Origin of the sequence: Candidatus Chloroploca asiatica (genome assembly GCF_002532075.1) — a bacterium.
Classification (GTDB): domain Bacteria; phylum Chloroflexota; class Chloroflexia; order Chloroflexales; family Chloroflexaceae; genus Chloroploca; species Chloroploca asiatica.
The window spans coordinates 12,714-30,248 of the sequence record NZ_LYXE01000036.1; the positions used below are offsets into that span (position 1 = coordinate 12,714).

The window sequence follows — 17,535 nt, forward strand, 5'->3', positions numbered from 1 at the left end:
GCTCACCGTTCCACATCTTTGAGTTTGAGACCACGGTCACGCAGCGCGAGCATCAGCCCCTTCTTCTCGATCTCGCGCAGCGCGGCCGCCGACAAGCGCAGGCGCACAAAGCGTTGCTCTTCGGGCACCCAGATCCGGTGATAGTGCAGATTCGGCTCCCAGCGACGGTTGGTACGCCGTTTTGAAAACGAGACATTGTGGCCGTAGGATGGTTTGCGGCCCGTCAGATCACATCGTTTTGCCATTGCTCACGCTCCTTTCGTACGTGTCGTCGTCGTCGTCGTCATACGCATCGAAAAACTCCCATGACCCGAAGGGATCCTCGAAGTGGGCCCATTCGTCAGGGCCGAGAGCCATTTCGCGTTCGGTCAACAGACAGGCATCGAGTTCAGCGCGCAAGGCGGCCTCATCGAGATGCTGCCCAATCAGGACAAGCTCCTGGCGTCGGTCGCCCCAGGTCGGATCCCAGCGCTTGACGAGGAACAACTCGTGCTCGGGATCATCGGGCACGGCCTCTTCGGGCAGCGCGGCCCACCAGCGACCACCTGGCTCAACGCGACAGGCACCGCCGGCCTGTGACCAGACGCCGTTCAAATCCATGCGGGTAGCTAACCAGAAGAGCCCCTTGGAGCGGAGCACACCGGGCCAGGGCTGGTTGATCAGCTCCCAGAAGCGCTGAGGATGAAACGGACGCCGGGCGCGATAGACAAAACTAGCGATGCCGTACTCCTCGGTCTCGGGCACATGCTCACCGCGCAGCTCCTTGAGCCAGCCGGGAGACTGGGCGGCGTGTTCGAAGTCGAAGCGACCGGTATTGAGCAGCGCGTTGAGCGGCACCTGACCAAAGCTGGAGCGCATGATCTGGGCCTCGGGATTGAGTTTATGCAGCAGCGCCTCGAGCTGATCAAGCTCATCGGGCTCCACCAGATCGGTCTTGTTGAGCACAAGAAGATCGGCGAACTCGATCTGATCGATCAGCAGATCGACCACCGTTCGCTCATCGCCTTCACCGGCATCGATGTTGCGGTCGCGCAACTCATCGAGCGACGCAAAATCCTGGGTAAAGTTAAAGGCATCGATTACCGTCACCATCGTATCGAGACGAGCGAGATCACCGAGATTGACGCCATCAGGCCCGGGAAAGGTAAAGGTCTCGGCGACCGGCAGCGGCTCGGCGATCCCGGTCGACTCGATTAGCAAATAATCGAAACGACCTTCGCGGGCGAGGCGCGCCACCTCAACGAGCAGATCCTCGCGCAGGGTACAGCAAATACAGCCATTAGACATCTCGACGAGGCGCTCTTCGGTACGGCTGAGTGCGGCCCCCCCACCGCGCACGAGCTGCACATCAATATTGACCTCGCTCATATCGTTGACGATCACCGCGACACGCAGGCCCTCACGATTCGCGAGCACATGGTTGAGCAGCGTCGTCTTGCCCGAGCCAAGAAACCCTGAGAGCACCGTCACGGGCAGGCGGTGCGGAGATACGGGAGTTGCTGTCATAAGTGATACATTCTATCAATAGTTTCTAACGAAAAAGAACGACTCAAGGCGAGTCGGTTATGCTGGTAATGATAGAATATATCATTGTGCTTGTCAAGGAGCGAGCGTCAAACAAGTAGGGCGCTTGCGGGATGCATACACAGAAGATGCAATCGCCCTGGTCAAACAAGGTGTGTCCGTGGTATCGGGCGGCTTGACCGCCCCACAGCACGGACATACCTATGGTATAATCTACACGGAAACGTATAAAACCCCTCGACTAGGGAGGTCTGGCATGGTACGACTGGGTTTTGTCGTGCGGGCGATTGGGCGTCCGGGGTTAGCCAGTGGTGGCAGGCGCGAGCGGGGGGCGCATTTGAGCCTGGATCTCGCGCGGCTCGGGGATATGGTGGGGTATCTGGGACAGATCCAGGTGCGCTACTACCGGGCTGCGTTAGCGCTCACGGCACGCGACGGCTTTGGGCAACTCGCGGCGTGTGCCGATCAACTCGATCTACTGGCCGAACAAGTTGCGCAGGCGGGCCTCCGCATCACGCTGCACCTTGAGCATGGGCTCACGCTGGCGACCGCTGATGCTGAGCTTGCGCAGCGGAGTGCGGCGACGATCGAGGCGGCGGCGGCGCTGCTCGCGGCGCTCGATGGGCAGCGCCGTTCAGCGCAAATCGAGGGCATCGTTGTTGCGCATCTTGGAGCGGCAGCGGATGATCCGCTGAGTTACCGTCGCTTTGCGCTGCGCTACCGAGCACTTTCGCCGCGGGCGCGGGCGCGTCTGGCGCTGGAGCATGAAGCCAACGGGCCGAGTCTTGGGCAATTGCTGGTGTTGCACGAGCAGTGCGGGGTACCGCTGGTCTTTGACACGTTGCACTGGGAACTGCACAACCCCGAGGGCTTCAGCCTGCCTCTTGCGCTCGGGCTGGCGCTGGCGACCTGGCCGCCGGGGACGCGGCCCGAGGTTCACCTGAGCACGCAGCGCACCGAGGCGCACCTCTTGCCGGGGCGAGCCGGGACACCGATGCGCATTGTCGCGCCGCGGGTGGGGCAACATGCCGACTTCATCGCCCCGGGCGACCTGATCCGGCTCTTGGTTGCGGCGCGTGGCTTGCCGTCATTTGACATCATGCTCGAAGCGAAAGGGGGTGATCTGGCGCTCGCGCGCTTGCGGAACGACCTTGCGCGGACGGCGCCAGAGCTTGCCGCGAGGCTTGACTGAGGTAGCGGGCAGGTAAGACGAGAAGCAATCCCTTTTGGCGCAAAGGCGCAGAGGCGCAAAGGTTTGATGGATCTGCATCCACAGCTTCGCGCCGCTGCGCCTTTGCGTCACCTTATCCGGCCTTATTGGCAGGGCACAGCATCAAGGCAACCAGGGCTTGCCAACGGGGAGGACAGCGAGGCCAAAGAGATCCTGGAAGAATCAGGTGGAAGCAGCATTGCGTACGAGCAACTTGGTCAACTCGGCGCAACTAAAGAGCACAAGCGCATTGATGTAGGTCCAGAGTTGCAGTGCAAAGATCGTACCAATCGCGCCATAAATGCTCACGCCACTAAAAAAACGGATATAGAGTCCGAGGCCATAGGTCGTGATCAAGACCGCAACGGCGCAGACAAAGCCGGGCACAACAATATCGCGTAGGCGCAGGAGGACAGGGGGCATCACCCAGAGCAAGAGCATAAAGATCAGGCTATAGAGAAAGAGCAAGATCAACGGAGCGAGTAGCGAACTCAGGGTACTGCCGATCAAGGGCAGATCATTGAGTAACGCACGGGCAAGATTGAGCAGAAGATAGATGAGCAAGCCAACGGTTGCGATCAACGGGGCGACAAAGACGATGCCAAACGCGATCAAGGCATCAACAATGCGTCCCGGCAGCGTTGCGCGGAGACGGCCCAGCGAAGACGTCGTTGGAGGGACGGGTTGCTCATTGCGCCAGATCCAGCGGAAGGCATAGCGGAGAAAGCGAAAGCCCGAGGAGGCGCTAAAGAGCAGCATCCCAACGCTCACCCCGGCGATGAGCAGCGACTGATGCTGCACCCGTTCGAGGAACGTCGTCAGAATCTCGGTAAAAGTCGGGCCGACGAGTTCCGTCATCTGACGAACAAAGCGATCGGCGGCGACCGGATCAACCACACGGAGCAGGAGACCGGGCAGGGAAATAATCAAGATGAGCAGCGGCACGGTCGAGAGCGTACTATAGTAGACCAGCGCCGCACTAAGGGCACGGCCGCCATCGTCTTTGAAGGCAGCGTAGGTGCCCCGCAGCAGGATCAGCAGGTAGGCGAAGTCATGGCGGATCTTCTCACGTACTGAATCGAGCATCGACGAGGGACGACGCTCAGGTTGCAGCGACATCGGCATTCCAGTTCGCAAGAAACGCATCAGCCTGAGCCTCGCCATCGGCGATCAGATTCAGCAGAAAATCGCGATCGCGGTTCAGCTTGGAGACATAATTGAGGCTCCCCTTCAGATGCGGGCTCATCTCGATCGAGTGAATATCCACTGCTTTCAGCCCGAGATCTTTGAGCTGCCCCTGGCGCACCCATTCTGAAACCTTGCGAATCACATCGAGTTCGTGGTTCAGCGAAAGATTACCAGCAAGCGAATTGCGGCGATCCTCAATCTCTTCGATGCTCATTGGTTCCTGGGTAATGCGCTGGGGATTAATGCGCACCACCCAGATCTCATCCGGCTTGAGCGCCGTATCAATGCCCACAACAAGCTGGCGCACCGGCGGATTCTGCGAAAAGAGCCCGTCCCAATAGACTTCATCATCGATCTTGATCGCCTGGAACAGGGTGGGGAGGGTGGTTGAGGCAAGCACCGCATCGGTACTAATCTCGGCCTTCATCGAGTCGAAGGCTTTAAACGTGCCGGCCATGACCGCAATCGCACCAAGCAACAAACGGGGCTGATCGACCGGTTGTTGGATTTCATCGACATGAAAATACTTGTCAAGCAACATCCGCAGATCGAGGAACTCGGGGCGGGGCGCAAATTGCTTGAGCAGGTCATTAGCCAGCACCATCTGCGGCGTATACGGGCTCGACTTCAGGGCTGGCAACTTGCCGCGCACCTGCATATTGAGCAAGGTCATCGTCCAATCATTCCAAAAGCGTTCCCAGGGCAACTGAGGCGCATTATCGAGCCAGAAATCTTGGATGATCGCGCTAATCTGCTCGCGCTGCCATTCCCCCCGTTCCACCTTGATCAAGCCATACCAGGCGAGGGCGGCACAGATAGCCCCACCGGAGGTACCAGTCAACGCACAGATCTGATAGCGGCCGTGGGCCTCATCACGCAGCAACGACTTCAGCACTCCGGCCGTAAAGGCCGTATGGCTGCCCCCGCCCTGACAGGCAATCGCGACCCGGCGTGGACTTGTTTGGCTAGACATCACAGTTTCCTCAATTCTGTACGCGCAAAAGGTTGGGCCGTGTTGACGCAAAGGCGCAAAGGCGCAAAGGCGCAAAGACGCAAAGACGCAAAGACGCAAAGACGCAAAGACGCAAAGACGCAAAGACGCAAAGCTATGGATGGAGCTAGATCAAACCTTAGCGCCTTTGCGCCTTTGCGTCAAACTCTCCGAGCCTTTACTTACGGAAACGGATGGAGAAAGCGTTGGATTTCGACGCGATAGCCATCGGGATCGCGGGCAAAGAAATGATAAATCTGATAGCGCGGATTTTCGCGGGGCGGAGCATCGACTGAAACCCCGCCAGTGGCGAGGCGCTCATACCAGGGATCAACCTCGTGGGTCACGAGGGTCAGGATCAAACGATCATCGGGCGCAAGCGGCCCCTGCTCGTGCTGACAGAGACCAACAAAGGCACCGGGTGCCACCTGATAGATCTGAATACCGCCCTGATCGAGCACCAGCTTTAGTCCCAGAATATGGTGATAAAACTGATAACTACGTGACAGATCGGCGACTGGAAAGAAGAGGATATGACTGTCAAACATCGCGTGTGTCCTTGCCAAGAAGACGAGTTATTTGACGCAAAGGGGCAACGCTGCGGATGTTGTTTGACGCAAAGTCGCAAAGGCGCAACGCTGCGGATATTGTTTGACGCAAAGGCGCAAAGTCGCAAAGGCGCAACGCTGCGGATGTTGTTTGACGCAAAGGCGCAACGCTGCGTATAGAGATGCATCAAGGCTTAGCGCCCTAGCGCCTTTGCGTCAACACGACTCAACCGTTGGCTTGAGCGGATTATCCTGGGGTATTATATAGCAACCCGAACGGGTTTGTAAAAGGGGTTTGTGTTGCTGCGGCAGCGCCTGGGCAGGGTTTTGGGGCGTAACCCCAGTTCACTGAAGACCAATGACGAGTAAGGAAGAACAACATGGCATGGATTGTCCTCATCATCGCGGGCCTCATGGAAATGGGGTGGGCCTTGCTCTTAAAACAGACGCAAGGGTTCACGCAAGTGGGACCAACGATCGGCTTCATCATCACCTTAAGCATGAGCATGGCGCTGCTCGGCTACGCCTTACGCACGCTGCCGGTGGGTACCGCGTATGCGGTCTGGACAGGCATCGGGGCCGCGGGCACCGCGATTGTCGGCATGATCTGGCTTGGCGAACCACGGGACGCACTGAAGCTCATCTCGTTAGCCATGCTGATCGGCGGCATCATCGGCTTACGGATCAGCGCCGGGGAGTAGATTTTGCCGCAACAGGTTCAGCTTTGCTGAACCTGTTGCGGCAGCCATGGCAAAGAAGCACATGGTTGATCGCATGGTATAATCAGGGGAACGTCAGCCGGAGTGGCGAAAAGGCAAACGCTGCGGTCTTAAAAACCGCTGGGGGCAACCCCTTACGGGTTCGAGTCCCGTCTCCGGCACCAGCATTGCAAAGCCATGAAACGCCTCCGGGCCGGTCGCCAAGATCGGCCCGGAGGCGTTTCATGTAGCCAATCATGTAGCCAAAGCCGGAGCGTTTGTAGCCGTCCACGGCGGTGTGTAGCCATACGCCAGGCGTGCGTTGATGAGGTGCTCGGAAATTCCTTACAACTCCGAGCCTGCTCCGGCCACCCCGACACTGAAGTTTACCCCATAACGTATCCCGCACATCCGAGCGATTTCACGCGATACTCTAACCATCGGCCCAAGCAATGATAGCCCAGGAGGTTAGAGATGAACGGCAACCGCACCGCCCGCGACTACCGAGCGACGCTCGCCCTTACCGCCTTCGTCCTGTTCGCCTTCGTGCTGCTCACCGCGCTGCTGGCCCCCGACGCTATCCCGCTGCTAAGGGGGCTGAGCGCGCGAAGGTGGACGAGGCGTCAGACCGCTGGCGCGTCGCCCATCTCATCGAGTCGACGCAACTCCTCGCGGGCCTCGGCGAGGTCACGGCGTAGGCCTATTCGTTCAAAGAGATCAATTGCCTCGGCAAGCGCTGCCTTTGCGGCATGGGTATTCTCCTGCATCGCGCACAGACGCGAAGTCAGACGTAAAGCGTATGCGAGCTGTTCGCGATCATGGTAGTGGCGTGCTAGCCGAACACTTTGCTCAAGTGCCTGTTCGGCACGCTCGATGTTTTCTTCATCCAGTTCAAGCGCAGCGAGACGGATCTGGTTGAAGAGCATGTAGCGCCCATAGTTATGCGCAACGGCCTCGTGGAGTGCCTCCTGGAACAGCGCACGGGCTGCTTGCTTCTGTCCTTGGTAGTATAAGCACAGACCTACCCATTGACGACTTGTCACACTTCGATAGTGGGAGAGCTGTTCGGGTTCAGCAAGAATCCTTCGCCAAGACATTTCAGCCGCTTTAACATCATCAATGGCAAGAGCATATGCACCGAGACAATGGTGAACGAGGAAGAAGGTGTCCCCAGAGAGAGGTCGGTTGTGGATGCGATGTTCAAGTGCTTGGCGAAACTCCGTTGCCTCACTAATTTTTCCCTGTCGACTTAACATCTGAACTTGATATGCGAGCGCACGAACCTCTTCAATGAAATTTTCTATCTTTCGCACTGCTTCGAGCCGCATCAAGTTTGCATCAAACCATTTATCCCATAACCCTTTCACATAATAATAGTACATAGAACCGTGCCCGAGTTGGAGGACATCTTCATAGCAACGATTGTGGTAAGCCCACTTCATCGCCCAGAAGGTTGTCTCGTGTTCCAGATCGAGCAGTGATAATTTTTCCACTTCATGAGGGCAATGGCCTACTTGTAGTGCAAGAGTTACACACCAAGAAACCCATCGTTCGCGGGCATTACGCTCAAATAATGGCTGGTCGGCCAAGCGCGCCATGGCAAAGGCAAGAACCAGAGGATGAATGGTGTAGCGTGGTGGATGATTGAGATCATCCTGCTGCACATCAAGCAGCGCAAGATCCGCGAGACGCTCTACTGCTCGGTCGAAGGCAAACCCCTGGACATCAGCGCTGGCACTCAGTGCTTCGGCGCTCGCATTGGTTGGGAAGAAGGTGGCAACCAGAAGCACGCGTCGAGCGGCTTCGTCAAGGAATGACCAGGCACGATCAAAGAGGTCAGCGAAAAGCTCGCCACGCGCCGCATACAGATCATCAACCACCTGCTGCAAGGGTCGCCGTTCGTATTTCAGCAGCCCCAGGGTGATGGTCAAGGCTTTGGGGTTGCCGCCCGTAGCGGCGAGCAAGGGTTCCACCTGGGCTGGTGCGCCAATGAGTTGATCAATCTTGAGCAGGCGCGCCCGTTCGTGGATCAATTGCCACGCTTCACCATCGCTCATCCCGCGCAACTCAACCGGCCAGCCGCCGCGCCGATATTCGCGGCGGTATTCGCGGGTGGTGATCATCGCTTTGCTTGGCTCTGGCAAGTTTAGAAGCCAGGCGATCAGGGCGCCGTCGGTGATGGTCTCGACGTTGTCGAGGCAGACGAGCACGCGCTGGCGGCGTAGCAGTTGCTCGACCTCGCGGCGTTTTTCGTCGTGCTCGAACTGGGTGAAGCCGGGGTAGTCGAGCGTGCGGGCGATCTCGTCGAGCACGATGCTGAGGTTGGTCGTGCCTGGGCGGTCTTTGTCGCTGACCCAGACCGCCGCATCGAACCGTGCCGGGCTGTTCTCGTCTTTCAGGCAGGCGTCGGCAACTTCGCGGGCGAGGCTGGTCTTGCCGTTGCCGCCCAGGCCGACGATGATTACCGCCGCCGAGCGTTTGCTCAGGCCGTCCAGTACCTCAGCAAAGGCTTCGGCACGCATCACAAACTGGCTATAGGTTGGGGCCGGCAGGTTCTGGTAGACGCGCGGCGGCCGCGGGCGCGCCGGGCCGAGGGGACAGAGGCGGTCAAGCAGTTGGTCGGCCTGGTGGTACCGTGCGGCGTGCAGGAAGCGCTGGAGCCATTCGCGGGAAAAGAGGCCGCGTCGAACGGCAGCTTCGGCGATGATTTCGATGGTGCGCGGGTCGGGGGGCAGGGAGCCGGCCTTGTAGCGCTGGATCGCTGAGCCGGCCAGTCCAACTTGCTCGGCCAGTTCCTCCTCGATGATCGGCGCGGTCTTGCCTTCATAGGTGGCAATGCTGTTGATGGCCCCCTTGAGCAGGCGGCCAAAGGTTTCGCTACGGTTACCCATTGTCTTCTCCTGGCAGTTGCATTGGCTCACTTGACCATGTTGCCGTGTCGCCACGCGGAGATGTCGGCGCAGGCACGCCGAAATTTCGGTGTCACCACTGGGGAAAGTTCCGCGTTGCCTGGGGGCCATATCCGCGCTGGCCTGTAGTTTACTACAGCCAGGAACAGTGTCCACGCCGAGAGGAGGCCCCCCGATGGAAATTTTATCACTGATGGCCCTGGTCGTCGCTCTTGCGGCCCTGCTTGGCGGATTCTTTCGCAGCCCGCCAGCGCCGCAGGTCATCTACATTCCGGTGCCCCAGCCCGAGCCGTCCGCATCGGGTGGCGGTTGCCTGCCTCTGATCATTACCGCGCTGGTGATGCTGGTGCTGTTGGGCGTGATCCGCTTCTGAGGGATAGGCGGGCCGCTTGTTCTCGAACGAGATGGTTGATTCTTTCAGCCACGAAGGAACGCAAAGAACGCAAAGAACACCCATTGGTTGATTCTTTCAGCCACGAAAGAACGCAAAGAACGCAAAGAACGCAAAGAACACTCATTGGTACTGCTTGACACCTGGGGGCAGCATTGCCGCTGGGAGCGTGGGCGGGCCGCCCGGGCTCCCAGGAGACAGGAGACGTTGGAACAGGCACGCTCTTTGGCGGGCGCTCAGGCCGTCTACGAGCCGCCCAGGTGGCATACCTGACCCTGTCAGCAAGCCGTAGGGTGTCAATGCTTGAACCGAAAACATCACAGGTGCGCTCTTGGGAGATACGGCGGCGAGGCGCTCGACCGCTACTTCGCAAGCCGGTCGCCCGAGAGCCGGGCACGCCAGCGCCATAGCTCTGGAACCGAGATGCTCATCGGCCTCAAGGCGGTGGCCGAGGATCCGCAGACTGGCGAGGCTCGCCCCACGCACGCCGGCCTCCTGATGTTCGGCTACGACCCGCAGCTTTACCTGCCGCAGAGCGAGGTCGTCTGCATTAAGTACGCCGACACCCAGGGCATCCGCACCTACATCGACCGCAAAAACTTCGTGGGAACGATGCCTGAACTGATCGACAAGGCGAGCAGCTTCCTGCGACAGTATATCCGCGTGGGAGCCACCATCCGCGGCTTTTACCGCGAGGACGAGCCCGAATATCCCTATGAAGCCCTCCGCGAGGCGGTGGTCAATGCGGTGATCCACCGCGACTACGCCCGCTCCGGCGAGACGGTGCGCGTCTTTCTGTACTCCGACCGCGTTGAGATCCGCAGCCCGGGGGCCTTGCTGCCCGGCGTCTCACTCAACGACCTGGTCGCGCTTCGCGTCACCTCAGTGCCGCGTAACCCTGTACTGGCCGGCCTGCTCCGCGATTTGCCGGGGTACATGGAGCGCATTGGCTCCGGTATCCGCTTTATGCTCCGCGAGATGGAAGCCCTGGGCCTGCCGCCGCCGGAGTTCTCCGAGCACTTCGACTTCGTCGTGACCTTCCGCAATGGTGGGAAGGGGATGGAGCCGGAAGGGCTGAACGAGCGCCAGTTGAAGGCGCTGGAGATGGTGCGGGTGGCCGGGAGCATCAGCACCAGCGAGTACTGTGTCGCGACGGGTGTCTCGCCAAGCACCGGCCTGCGTGACTTGACCGAACTTGCCGCGCACGGGCTGCTCGTTGCCCGTGGAAAGCGCCGGGCGAAACGTTTCTACCTGCCCTGATCCGTTTCTTTTTCGCCACACCATTTCGTCAGGCTTGACGAAATAGTGTGGCGAAATCGTATGTTTCCTGTCGTTGTAATGGCGCGTGTGCGGCACCATCACCGCTTCTTGCCCGGGATGCTCGAACCGCGTTGACTTCTGCCCGCCAATTTCGTCATGCCTTTTCGTCACCGATGACGAAATCGGCGTGGAAATGCTCCCCTCCCAGTCGGCTGTCTCCGGCGCCGAAGACGTCGGGGGATTGGGCGGGGGCGCCGTTGTCGCAGCGCCAGGGTCTCCCTCAGTTAACAGCCCGTCGAGGATGTTGACCGCCTCGCGCTGCACTTCGGGGAGCACGTGCCCGTAGGTGTTCATCGTGGTCGAGATTTGGGAATGGCCCAGGATCTCCATCACCACGCGCGGGTGAATATCTTGCTTGATCATCAGTGTGGCGCAGGTGTGGCGCAGGTCATGAAAACGGACGGTCTTCGGCAGGCCGGCCTTCTCCAGCAGCGCCTTGAAGTGCTCCGTCAGGCTCTCTGGTGCGAGTGGCGTGCCAATACGCGAGGTGAAAACCATCCCGCTCTTGCTCCAGTTTGCCGCAGCCTTCTGCTCGGCCTCCTGACACGCGCGGTGTTGCTTCAGCGCGTTCACCAGGCGCAGCGGCAGGGCAATCGTGCGGACACTGGCCTCGGTCTTGGTCGTGCTGCGCTCTAAGCGACCATTCTGGCGCTGCAATGAGCCAGAGATGCAGATTGTGGCCCCGACCAGATCGACATCCTCCCAGCGCAGCCCGAGGATTTCGCCTTTTCGTGGACCGAGCCCCAGGGCAATACGGTAGAGTGCCTCCAGACGATCCCCCTGGACAGTGTCAAGGAGTTTCTGCGCCTGGACCGTCGTGAGCGGCTGGGCTTTGAATGTGACCTTGCCAGGGATGTCCACCAGGGTGGCGACATTGCGCACGACGTAGCCGTAGCGGAGGGCCTGATTCAGGGCGCAGCGCAGCGTTGCCCGCACGTTGCGGATGGAGTTGGACGAGAGCCCGTTGTCTGCCAGATGGTTGAGCATCTTCTGGACGTGGTCAGGAGTGAGCCCGGTGAGTTGAAGCGTGCCTACCGCTGGAATGATGTGGTGCTGGACGTCCTGGGCATACTTGGCGTACGTTCGCACGCGCACCTGGCGCTTGACGGTCTCCTCAAGCCAGGTCTTCAGGAACTGCGTAACGGTCTGTTGCTGCGGCGTCAGATTGACGCCGGCGGCCTGGTCGCGATGGATGGCCTTCAGTTTGGCCGCAACCTCTTTGCGGGTCTTCCCGTAGATCACTTTGCGCGTGCGCTTGCCATTGACCAGGCCCAGGTCGACGGACGCGCACCACTTGCTGTCGCTGTCGCGCTGGTAGATGGCCCCTTCTCCGTTGCCGCGCCGTTGTCCTGCCGATGTTGTGTCTTGACAAATGGCTCCACCTTAATCGTTCACTGGTGTCCACGCACCCCCGCTGCGCACCGCGCTGCCTAAAGCGGTGCGCAGCGGGGGTGTTGCGGTGTGAGGGCGCGGCGCAGGGCTGCACGGCGGTCAATGGGGGGCAGGGATGGCGTGGGTGCGGTGCTTGGCAGAACATGCGGTCAGGGCAATGGGGCGTGCGCGTGCGGTATGTTGGCTCCCGCGAGCGCATGCCTCTGAGCATGCGCGTTTTCGGAGGTTTTGCCCCGATCCCGCTGGTAGACCCGTTGCGTGATCGTCGCAAGATGCGCTCGCCCGGCCCCTTGGTTCACGGGTTCACGCAGCGGTGCCAAGCCCCGTTTCGGCCTCCCCGGATAACGCCATGCTTTACGACCTTTACGAGTCGTTTTCTTTGTGCTTTTTTCCACAAAAAAACATGTCACTGCTGCGTGGATGGTTTTTAACCAAACAGGACTGATTTCTATGCTATCTTCATCGTGCCCATCTTCCCTCTCGCGACGCCGACCTGGGCCGACGACCGAGCTGCTCCTGCATCAGGGTGCTCGTTGTTGTCGGTGTGACTGAGCGTGGTGATCTCCGCGGCCCGTCACCTGCATGCTGCATCTTGCTCCTCGTCCCGGTTGTTGACGTGCCACCAAGTCTGATTCCGTGTCCATCCGTGACGATGCGCTGCCTCTTGCCACGCGGCGAGGGGAGGGCGCCAGAGGTGGTCGCCGAAGCCCCCACCAGCCATAGCAGGGGGGCGGGACTGGCTCCGGGTGATCGGTGTCGTTCGCCCGTGCCAGAGAAAGCCAGCGATGCAGCTTCGGAGCCTCGGAAGCATGGTGGGAAGTCTGGCCGCAGGCCCGGTTGGGGCGCTGCTCGGCGGCCTGGCGGGGGGCCTCGTCAGCGCAGCGGCCGACCAGGTGCTCCCCGGTGCGTCGGGGATCCTCGCCAATGCGCTCAGCGCATCGGGCAGCGAGGCGCTGCAGACGGCGGGGCTCCGGTTGCGGGAGGGCAGCACCCCGGCTGAGCGGGCACACCTGAATCACGATCTGCAGACTGCCTTGCGTGCGGCATGTCTGGCGGCCCTGCACGACCTGGGTGGGGCGGTCAGTTTTCCTGCGGCGTGGATGCCCGCCCCCACCCTCCGCTCAGGGAGAACGTTTTGGGCTGGCGATAGCCTTTCCCTCCCACCCGCCCCTCGCCCCCACCAGGGTGGAGGGGCGTTTTCCTGCACCGCCATCAGGTGTTTGGGCATCACCGCTCCTCGCTCCCACCAGGGAATCAGGAGACAGGGGGGCGAGCTTCCGCCACTGCTAGGCGGCCAAGCGCTCAGGTAGGCTCGAAGTCAAGGGAGACACATAGCGACAAAGGAGTGCAAGACCATGCAACGTTTCTCACTGGTGTTGGGGATCCTCATCGTTGCGCTGCTGCTGGCGCTGCCTGCTGCGCCGTCTGGCGTGCAGGCCCAGGCGGATCAGGGGCGGATTGTGTTTGTTTCGTATCACGAAGCAGAAGGTAAGCGTGCGATCTCGGTCATCAATCCCGATGGGAGTGGCCTCACCCGCTTGACTTCGTTTGATACTCGAGGTGATTATGCGCATCCGGTCTGGTCGCCGGATGGAAGCCAGATTGCTTTTACTATCTATCAACAGTTTAGAGCCGATGCCTGGCACAGCGATATCTATGTCATGCAAGCCGATGGCAGCAATATCAGACGCCTGACGAGATTGGATTGGGCGTCTCAGCCAGTTTGGTCGCCTGATGGTCAACGCATCGCTTTTATTTATAGCGAAAATGAATCGGCAAGAAAGCTTTTCACGATGCGTTCTGATGGATCAGACATCGTTGAAATACCGATATTCTTTCAACTTAATAACGAACGGCCAAATTGGATCGCTGATCTTGCTTGGCATCCTGATGGGAATAGAATTTCTTTCTCATCTGTGGATGTACGCGAGGGAGAAGGTGTTACATATCATTATAACTACTCAGCTATTTATATAGTTGATAAAAATGGCGGTGCTGCTCAGTTCTTAACAGCAGGTAGCGCCCCAGCATGGTCACCCGATGGTAGCCGCTTGGCGTTCATCGCTAATACCGCTGGTGATGTTGGCTTCTTGTTTGTAATGCCTGCTGATGGTTCTAGCGCAGCTCGCTGGATCAACGAAGACGATTTTTTTGAGGCTTATGAGCCCACATGGTCTCCTGACGGCAGCAAAATAGCTTATTACGGCATGGAGTTGGGAGGAATTGGCATTTTTATCGTCAACGCCGACGGATCAGGGCGGTTTAAGCTCGTTGATGATGGTCGCTCCCCCAACTGGTCGCGCCCAGCCGGGTCGCCTGCACCAGCCCCACCGCCCCCGGCGGGTGACGAGCGCTGTTTTGCCGAGACCGGTTTCTGCATTGCGGGGCGCATCCGTAGCTACTGGGAGCAGAATGGCGGCTTGCCGGTCTTTGGCTTCCCGCTAACGGAGCAGCGCGAGGAGATGATTGAGGGGCGGGCGATCCAGGTGCAGTGGTTCGAGCGCAATCGCCTCGAGTTGCACCCGGCCAACCCGCGCCCCTACGATGTGCTGCTGGGGCGGCTCGGTGCGGATCGTTTAGCACAGCGCGGTTACGACTGGCAGGCGGTCGCACCCGAAACGCCCCAGACTGGCTGCCGCTTCTTCGTCGAGACGGGGCGCAACGTCTGTGGCGACATTCTGGCCGCCTGGCGCGCTAATGGCCTTGAACTCGACGGGCGTCCCGGTTTTAGCGAAAGCGAAAACCTGGCGCTCTTCGGCCTGCCGCTCACCGGCCTGATCACGGAGCAGTTGAGCGACGGACGCGAGTACCAGGTGCAATACTTCGAACGTGCCCGCTTCGAGCTACACCCCGAGAATGCGCCCCCCCTACCACGTTTTGCTGGGCCTGTTGGGGAGTGAGGTGCGGGGTGGACGGTAGGCGGCAAAAGTAGTTGGTTAGCGTCGGCACCATAGCAGTAATCAGTAAGGAGAAGCTTATGAAACTGCACCTCTTGAGGAAAAATGCGCTCGGAACGCTGGCAGTCTTCGCGCTACTTGTGTATCTCTGCTCACTGACACCGTTTTCCCGTGTGCAGGCGTCTGGTGTTATCTCTGACTGGACGCCGATGACGATAACCGATTGGGCTGGACTAAATGGTGTCTGGGGTAGTAGCGCCAGCGATGTCTATGCAGTCGGTGAAAAAGGCACCATCCTGCATTACGACGGCAGGGAATGGCAGCAGATGATCAGCGGGACGAGTACGCAAGATGGCGTGGTGTTAAACAGTGTCTGGGGGAGCAGCAACCGTGATATTTTCGTGGTCGGAAGAGGTTTCAGCACGACGAGTGGGCTAATCCTGCATTACAACGGCGAGGAATGGCAGCAGATGCCTAGTGGCACAAGAACGCCGTGGCTTTATGGGGTATGGGGTAGCAGTGTTAGCAATGTTTATGCAGTGGGCCACGCTGGCACGATCCTCCACTACAACGGCAATAGCTGGAGTCCGATAGCGAGTGGGACAAGCAGTGCTCTGAAGGGCATCTGGGGCAGTGGGCCGAACGACGTGTTTGTTGTGGGCGACTCTGGCCTGATTATGCACTATAACGGTGTATCTTGGAGTGAGACGACCGCAACGGATTGGCCAATCAATAGCGTCTGGGGCACAAGTGCTAGCAATGTGTTTGCCGTTGGCAGTGGGGGGATTCTGCACTACAACGGCATTGGTTGGCGCTTGATACCAAGCGGGACAACAGGCGAGTTGCGTAGTGCGTGGGGCAGTGGGCCAAACGATGTGTATGCAGTCGGCGATGATTACTACAACAAAGGCACTATCTACCACTACAACGGTAGTAGATGGGAATTTATTGATAATTTTGGATGGCGAGTGAATTCTGTATGGGTTTCAGACACGAGTAACGCATTTTTTGTTGGCAGGAGAAGTACAGTAGGTTTTATTGTACACCATAAAGACAGCAATTGGCATGTGATGGACTATAACAATTTGAACGACATGGATTATGATGCTATGTGGGGCACAAGTGATCATAACATCTTTGCGGTAAGAGACCAAACCAGCAGTCAACATCGACCGATCTTACACTACGATGGAATGAATTGGAAGGTCATGCCCGTCCCGATGAATTACTATCATGCTTCTCTGTACGACATCTGGGGTAGCAGTGCTAGCGATGTCTTTGCCGTGGGATATACATGGCCTTCCAACGGCTGGAATGGCACGATCCTCCACTACGATGGTAATAACTGGGAAGCTATGACCAGTGGGACGGACATGCGACTGTATAGCATATGGGGTAGTAGTGCCAGCGATGTCTTTGCCGTCGGCTGGAATGGCACGATCCTCCACTACGATGGTAATAACTGGGAAGCTATGACCAGTGGGACGGACATGACACTGTATGGTATATGGGGTAGTAGTGCCAGCGACGTCTTTGCCGTCGGCCGGAGTGGCACGATCCTCCACTATAACGGGAGTAGCTGGAGTCCAATAGAGAGTGGGACATCGCGTTTTCTAAGGGCCGTCTGGGGCAGCGGCCCGAATGACGTGTTTGTTGTGGGCGACTCTGGCCTGATTATGCACTATAACGGGAGTAGCTGGAACTCCATGGCGAGTGGGACGACCCGAGATCTGTATAGTCTATGGGGCAGCAGCGCCAACGATGTCTATGCCGTCGGCCAGAGTGGCACGATCCTCCACTACGATGGCCGAGAATGGCAACCGATGATCGCGGCACCAGACGAAGAGTTTTCCGGGATGTGGGGCAGTGGCACAAGTAATGTATTATTCGGGCTGGGGAAGTATAGCATATTCCAATATGTCTCCATTCCTCAGATTGTAGTTAGCTCGCCGCAAGTCGCCGCTGGAAGTATCAACCCAGGCAGTCGCCATAACCTGCTTTACGCGCTCAAACTCGATGTCACGAGTGGCGATACTATCCTGAACGATTTGAAACTCACCACACAAGGTACGTATCGGGCCGGTGAGATTACCAATCTGCGGCTATGGTATTCGAGCGACGCCACCTTCGATCCAGTTAATGACACACTGCTTGGTCGTGTCAACATCCCTACCGCACGCGGAGGAGTCCAGACCTTCTCCAGTTTCAACCGGCAGAAGTTGACCCAAAACAGCAGTAGCTACCTGTTTGTCACTGCTGATGTTGCTGCGGATGCACAAGCAGGGAGCACGGTCGCGATCACCGGGCCTTCAATGAGAGACATCAGCTTCTCCGTTGGCATCGGCACAGGCGTACTTGGTAACGGCGGCGCACAGGATATTAGCTCTAGTGCAAAGAAGGTCTACCTGCCGCTCGTGTGGCGCTAGTATGTCAGTGGGCTGCGACTGTCCTGCTGCGATGCGGCTTT

At 58.8% G+C, this 17,535-nt stretch carries 14 protein-coding genes, 1 tRNA gene and 1 pseudogene; 9 read left to right on the forward strand and 7 right to left on the reverse strand.

What is annotated here, in order from left to right:
- Positions 1-2: 2 nt before the first annotated feature.
- Both rpmB and zigA read right to left on the reverse strand, forming a co-directional pair.
- On the reverse strand, positions 3-245 hold the full coding sequence (gene rpmB, locus A9Q02_RS03055; RefSeq protein WP_097650891.1) for a 50S ribosomal protein L28: 243 nt from the start codon (positions 243-245) through the stop codon (positions 3-5).
- Complete coding sequence (zigA, locus tag A9Q02_RS03060; RefSeq protein WP_097650892.1) at positions 229-1,506, reverse strand: zinc metallochaperone GTPase ZigA; 1,278 nt, start codon at positions 1,504-1,506, stop codon at positions 229-231. The genes rpmB and zigA overlap by 17 nt, the downstream gene beginning before the upstream one ends.
- Positions 1,507-1,780: 274 nt before the next feature.
- Here zigA and A9Q02_RS03065 point away from each other — a divergent pair, with 274 nt between their 5' ends.
- Positions 1,781-2,716 (forward strand): apurinic/apyrimidinic endonuclease family protein, encoded by a 936-nt coding sequence (locus A9Q02_RS03065; protein WP_097650893.1) that lies wholly within the window; start codon positions 1,781-1,783, stop codon positions 2,714-2,716.
- Between the two features lie 201 nt (positions 2,717-2,917).
- Here the strand turns inward: A9Q02_RS03065 and A9Q02_RS03070 are convergent, their stop codons facing one another.
- The 3 genes from A9Q02_RS03070 to A9Q02_RS03080 form a co-directional block, all read right to left on the reverse strand.
- Positions 2,918-3,853 carry a YihY/virulence factor BrkB family protein gene (locus A9Q02_RS03070; RefSeq protein WP_172450567.1) on the reverse strand — a complete coding sequence of 312 codons (936 nt, stop codon included), beginning with the start codon at positions 3,851-3,853 and terminating at the stop codon, positions 2,918-2,920.
- Positions 3,837-4,895, reverse strand: coding sequence for a patatin-like phospholipase family protein (locus A9Q02_RS03075; protein WP_097650895.1), 1,059 nt, complete (start codon positions 4,893-4,895; stop codon positions 3,837-3,839). Before A9Q02_RS03075 ends, A9Q02_RS03070 begins: the two co-directional genes overlap by 17 nt.
- A 200-nt stretch (positions 4,896-5,095) precedes the next feature.
- On the reverse strand, positions 5,096-5,461 hold the full coding sequence (locus tag A9Q02_RS03080; RefSeq protein WP_097650896.1) for a VOC family protein: 366 nt from the start codon (positions 5,459-5,461) through the stop codon (positions 5,096-5,098).
- A gap of 380 nt (positions 5,462-5,841) precedes the next feature.
- Here A9Q02_RS03080 and A9Q02_RS03085 point away from each other — a divergent pair, with 380 nt between their 5' ends.
- Positions 5,842-6,162, forward strand: coding sequence for a DMT family transporter (locus A9Q02_RS03085; RefSeq protein ID WP_097650897.1), 321 nt, complete (start codon positions 5,842-5,844; stop codon positions 6,160-6,162).
- Positions 6,163-6,258: 96 nt separating this feature from the next.
- Positions 6,259-6,344 (forward strand) — tRNA-Leu (locus A9Q02_RS03090).
- 438 nt (positions 6,345-6,782) lie between these two features.
- Here the strand turns inward: A9Q02_RS03090 and A9Q02_RS03095 are convergent.
- Positions 6,783-9,050, reverse strand: coding sequence for an NB-ARC domain-containing protein (locus A9Q02_RS03095; protein ID WP_172450570.1), 2,268 nt, complete (start codon positions 9,048-9,050; stop codon positions 6,783-6,785).
- A gap of 193 nt (positions 9,051-9,243) precedes the next feature.
- Here A9Q02_RS03095 and A9Q02_RS24090 point away from each other — a divergent pair, with 193 nt between their 5' ends.
- Positions 9,244-9,441: a hypothetical protein gene (locus A9Q02_RS24090; protein WP_135478179.1), complete on the forward strand. Its 198-nt coding sequence runs from the start codon at positions 9,244-9,246 to the stop codon at positions 9,439-9,441.
- Between the two features lie 441 nt (positions 9,442-9,882).
- Positions 9,883-10,719: an ATP-binding protein gene (locus A9Q02_RS24785; protein WP_097650899.1), complete on the forward strand. Its 837-nt coding sequence runs from the start codon at positions 9,883-9,885 to the stop codon at positions 10,717-10,719.
- Positions 10,720-11,109: 390 nt separating this feature from the next.
- Here A9Q02_RS24785 and A9Q02_RS25295 read toward each other — a convergent pair.
- Positions 11,110-11,874 (reverse strand): annotated as a pseudogene (locus A9Q02_RS25295) (site-specific integrase); the annotation flags it as partial.
- On the opposite strand from A9Q02_RS25295, the gene A9Q02_RS24795 reads away from it, so the two are divergent.
- From A9Q02_RS24795 to A9Q02_RS03120, 4 genes are all read left to right on the forward strand, one after another.
- Positions 11,755-12,213 carry a hypothetical protein gene (locus A9Q02_RS24795; RefSeq protein ID WP_245860258.1) on the forward strand — a complete coding sequence of 153 codons (459 nt, stop codon included), beginning with the start codon at positions 11,755-11,757 and terminating at the stop codon, positions 12,211-12,213. The pseudogene A9Q02_RS25295 and the gene A9Q02_RS24795 sit on opposite strands and share 120 nt — an antisense overlap.
- 743 nt (positions 12,214-12,956) lie before the next feature.
- The gene (locus tag A9Q02_RS03110; RefSeq protein ID WP_097650901.1) at positions 12,957-13,481 is read left to right on the forward strand and encodes a hypothetical protein; all 525 of its coding nucleotides are present in this window, start codon (positions 12,957-12,959) and stop codon (positions 13,479-13,481) included.
- Between the two features lie 45 nt (positions 13,482-13,526).
- Positions 13,527-15,071: a PD40 domain-containing protein gene (locus tag A9Q02_RS03115; RefSeq protein WP_097650902.1), complete on the forward strand. Its 1,545-nt coding sequence runs from the start codon at positions 13,527-13,529 to the stop codon at positions 15,069-15,071.
- A gap of 77 nt (positions 15,072-15,148) precedes the next feature.
- A complete protein-coding gene (locus A9Q02_RS03120; protein ID WP_097650903.1) occupies positions 15,149-17,494 on the forward strand; it encodes a WD40/YVTN/BNR-like repeat-containing protein in 2,346 nt (781 codons plus the stop codon).
- The last annotated feature ends 41 nt before the right edge of the window (positions 17,495-17,535 follow it).

Excerpts from the sequence above, each read along its gene's own strand:
- rpmB (WP_097650891.1), bottom strand. The coding sequence starts at position 245 with ATGGCAAAACGATGTGATCTGACGGGCCGCAAACCATCCTACGGCCAC.
- zigA (WP_097650892.1), bottom strand. The coding sequence starts at position 1,506 with ATGACAGCAACTCCCGTATCTCCGCACCGCCTGCCCGTGACGGTGCTC.
- A9Q02_RS03065 (WP_097650893.1), top strand. The coding sequence starts at position 1,781 with ATGGTACGACTGGGTTTTGTCGTGCGGGCGATTGGGCGTCCGGGGTTA.
- A9Q02_RS03070 (WP_172450567.1), bottom strand. The coding sequence starts at position 3,853 with ATGTCGCTGCAACCTGAGCGTCGTCCCTCGTCGATGCTCGATTCAGTA.
- A9Q02_RS03075 (WP_097650895.1), bottom strand. The coding sequence starts at position 4,895 with ATGTCTAGCCAAACAAGTCCACGCCGGGTCGCGATTGCCTGTCAGGGC.
- A9Q02_RS03080 (WP_097650896.1), bottom strand. The coding sequence starts at position 5,461 with ATGTTTGACAGTCATATCCTCTTCTTTCCAGTCGCCGATCTGTCACGT.
- A9Q02_RS03085 (WP_097650897.1), top strand. The coding sequence starts at position 5,842 with ATGGCATGGATTGTCCTCATCATCGCGGGCCTCATGGAAATGGGGTGG.
- A9Q02_RS03095 (WP_172450570.1), bottom strand. The coding sequence starts at position 9,050 with ATGGGTAACCGTAGCGAAACCTTTGGCCGCCTGCTCAAGGGGGCCATC.
- A9Q02_RS24090 (WP_135478179.1), top strand. The coding sequence starts at position 9,244 with ATGGAAATTTTATCACTGATGGCCCTGGTCGTCGCTCTTGCGGCCCTG.
- A9Q02_RS24785 (WP_097650899.1), top strand. The coding sequence starts at position 9,883 with ATGCTCATCGGCCTCAAGGCGGTGGCCGAGGATCCGCAGACTGGCGAG.
- A9Q02_RS24795 (WP_245860258.1), top strand. The coding sequence starts at position 11,755 with ATGGTTGAGCATCTTCTGGACGTGGTCAGGAGTGAGCCCGGTGAGTTG.
- A9Q02_RS03110 (WP_097650901.1), top strand. The coding sequence starts at position 12,957 with ATGCAGCTTCGGAGCCTCGGAAGCATGGTGGGAAGTCTGGCCGCAGGC.
- A9Q02_RS03115 (WP_097650902.1), top strand. The coding sequence starts at position 13,527 with ATGCAACGTTTCTCACTGGTGTTGGGGATCCTCATCGTTGCGCTGCTG.
- A9Q02_RS03120 (WP_097650903.1), top strand. The coding sequence starts at position 15,149 with ATGAAACTGCACCTCTTGAGGAAAAATGCGCTCGGAACGCTGGCAGTC.